This is a genomic window from Mesorhizobium sp. M4B.F.Ca.ET.017.02.2.1 (assembly GCF_003998955.1).
Classification (GTDB): Bacteria; Pseudomonadota; Alphaproteobacteria; order Rhizobiales; family Rhizobiaceae; genus Mesorhizobium; species Mesorhizobium abyssinicae.
On sequence record NZ_RZOF01000520.1, the window covers coordinates 1 to 2,791 of the forward strand.

Here is a 2,791-nt window from a genome sequence, read left to right on the forward strand (position 1 = left end):
ATCGATCTTAGCATACAGACTGTTGCCGTGTTGGCCTTCGCCGCGTTTGCCGCCGGCTTCGTTGATTCCATCGCCGGCGGCGGCGGCCTGATCACCATTCCGGCGCTGCTGCTGGCGGGCTTCTCGCCGACTGCCGCGCTCGGCACCAACAAGCTGCAAGGCATGTTCGGCTCCGGGTCGGCCACCATCCACTATGCGGCGAACGGCCATGTCGAGCTGCGCCGGCAGTTGCCGTCCGCCTTGCTGGCGTTAATCGGCAGCGCCGTCGGCGCCTTGCTGGCTACAATCGTGCCCGGTGATTTCCTGCGCGCCTTGCTGCCACTGCTTTTGATCGCCATCGCGCTCTATTTCGCGCTCAAGCCCAACATGAACGATGTCGACCGCGCCGAGCGCCTGTCGCCCTTCCTGTTCGGACTGATCGTTCCACCTCTTGTCGGCTTCTATGACGGCCTTTTCGGACCTGGTGCAGGCTCCTTCTACATGTTGGCCTTCGTCAGCCTTGCCGGCTACGGCGTACTCAAGGCGACCGCCCAGTTCCTCGGCGCGCGCCTCGGCGCCAGCCTCGCCATCCGCATCGGCGCCCGGCTGATCAAGCCGCTGCTGGTTGTCGTCTGCGTGGCGCTGGCGGTGAAGCTTCTCGCCGACCCGGCGAACCCGCTGCGCCAGCTGATTGGTGTGTGACGGCCCCGCTGATACAATGCCGGCGTACGAATCATGTTGGAGGAGCCACACATGAATCTCAGTGCACCTACTCAGCTTATTTTCATTATCTCCCTTGTCATCGCCATCATCGGCGTTCTCGCCGCTCTTGGCGTTCTTGCGTTCATTCCTCTTGCCGCAGTGTGGATTGTTCTCATCGGCTACATCGTGCTTGCCGCCGGCTGCATGATGCGCGGCGCTTAAGTCAGGCACATTCAGATCTCAGGTAACCGGAGCGCCCGGCCACAAGCCGGGCGCTTTTGATTTCGGAATGTGGTCTGCTAGATTTGGCGGGCGAGGATTGCCGATGTCGATCGAGACAGAGCGCCGTCATGAACAGGACCATTCTTTAGCCGCAAGGTTCGAGATGGTGCGGCGAGCGGCTGACGCTTCGCTTGCCGGCTCAGTCACCGACCTTTGCGGCTATCGCGAGATGCTGCCCGTCTGCTCCCGCAATGTCGAATATGCTTCGCTGACCGTGCCGCTGGTGATCAGCTTCGCCGAGCCCTTCGCCATCGGGCTTGGGCGCGATCCCGGCGACAACGATCGCTTCGCCAGCTTTGCCGCCGGCCTCTTTGCCGGGCCGGTGGTGATCCAATCCTTCGGCGGCGCCTGCTGCGTCCAGATCAACTTCACCCCGCTCGGCGCCCGCCGCTTCTTCGGCCTGCCGATGAGCGAGCTGACCGACCGCGTGGTCGGGCTCGACGATGTGCTTGGCCTCGAAGGCATCGCGCTGCGCGAAAGGCTCGGCGAGGCACGGGATTGGAGCTCGCGTTTCGCGATTGCCGAGAGCTTCGTCGCAGCAAGGCTGGCGGAGGCGAAGCGGATGTCAGCCGAGATCGCCTGGGCCTACCGGCAAGTCATTGGCTCTGGCGGACGCACGCGGGTCTCCGTGCTTGCCGATGAGCTCGGCTGGAGCCGCAAGCATCTCGCGGCGAAATTTTCCGACGCGATCGGCATCGGGCCGAAAACGCTGTCGCGCATCGTGCGCTTCAACCGGGCGCTCTCGCTGTCCAAGCATCAGCTCGACGACTGGGCGGGGATCGCCGCCGATTGCGGCTATGCTGACCAGGCGCATCTGGTGCGCGAATTCCGCGATCTCGCCGGCGAGACGCCAACCGCGCTCGCATAGTATCTTTCTCCACCGAGGTAACATTTCTTCAAGACGCCGCGGCGGCCTTCGCCGAGACTGGATACCATCAACCGACACCAGGGAGATTGCCATGTCGACCGCGAACGAAGCACCTCGTCTCTACCCCGCTCTGCGCTACAGGAATGCCGCCGGAATGATCGACTGGCTGTGCGACGCCTTCGGCTTCACCGTGCGCGCCCGCTATGGCGGGGGCGACGTCGTGCATCACGCCGAGCTCGTCTTCGGCGCCTCGATGATCATGCTCGGCACCGCGCGTGACGACGACTACGGCAAGATGGTCGGCGAGCCGGGCGCCGGCGGCGGCAAGTCGATCTATGTCGCGGTGGAAGACGCCGATGCCGCCTACGCCAGGGCAAGAAAGGCCGGCGCCACGATCCTGCAGGAACTGACCGATCGCGACTATGGCAGCCGCGAGTTCATCTGCCGCGACCCCGAAGGCAATGCCTGGTCGTTTGGCACCTATTGGCCGAAGGCAGGAGACGCCGCCAGCTAACGGGCCAGGCCAAAAATCGCGTCGCAGTCGAGGTGGGTTTCCAGTTCGGCCGCGACCTCGTCCAGCGCCCGCTCGACATCGGCGCGATAATCGATGCCGCCGCCTTTGACGCCGAGGCTTTCCAGGAATCTTGCCCGGAAGGCGTCTGCGGAAAACAGCCCGTGCAGATAGGTGCCGACCACCTTGCCGTCGGCGGAGATCGCGCCGTCATCGATGCCGTTGATGATGGCGGACGGCCGCGCCAAATCCGGACCAACGGTGCGGCCGAGATGTATCTCGTAGCCTTCGAGCGGCAGATCGAACTGCACCGAGCGGGCGCTGACATTGCGGACCGTCTTCTCCGGCTCCATCAGCGTTTCGATGTCGAGCAGGCCGAGCCCCTCCGCCTCGGTCGCGCCGCCCTCGATGCCGGCGGGATCGCTGACCTTGCGGCCGAGCATCTGGAA

General features: G+C 64.3%; 4 protein-coding genes and 1 pseudogene. 4 read left to right on the forward strand and 1 reads right to left on the reverse strand.

The features are described from left to right. From EN738_RS33105 to EN738_RS33120, 4 genes are all read left to right on the forward strand, one after another. Positions 1 to 681 (forward strand): TSUP family transporter (locus EN738_RS33105; RefSeq protein WP_245494845.1); only part of this gene is annotated, 681 nt, incomplete at its 5' end. Between the two features lie 51 nt (positions 682 to 732). Then, entirely contained in the window at positions 733 to 903 is a 171-nt protein-coding gene (locus EN738_RS33110; protein WP_126054125.1) for a hypothetical protein, read from the forward strand. 103 nt (positions 904 to 1,006) lie between these two features. Then, positions 1,007 to 1,831 carry an AraC family transcriptional regulator gene (locus EN738_RS33115; RefSeq protein WP_127287226.1) on the forward strand — a complete coding sequence of 275 codons (825 nt, stop codon included), beginning with the start codon at positions 1,007 to 1,009 and terminating at the stop codon, positions 1,829 to 1,831. Between the two features lie 91 nt (positions 1,832 to 1,922). Next, the gene (locus EN738_RS33120) at positions 1,923 to 2,345 is read left to right on the forward strand and encodes a VOC family protein (protein WP_127287227.1); all 423 of its coding nucleotides are present in this window, start codon (positions 1,923 to 1,925) and stop codon (positions 2,343 to 2,345) included. Here the strand turns inward: EN738_RS33120 and EN738_RS33125 are convergent. Further along, positions 2,342 to 2,791 (reverse strand): annotated as a pseudogene (locus EN738_RS33125) (cobyric acid synthase CobQ); the annotation flags it as partial. The gene EN738_RS33120 and the pseudogene EN738_RS33125 overlap by 4 nt on opposite strands.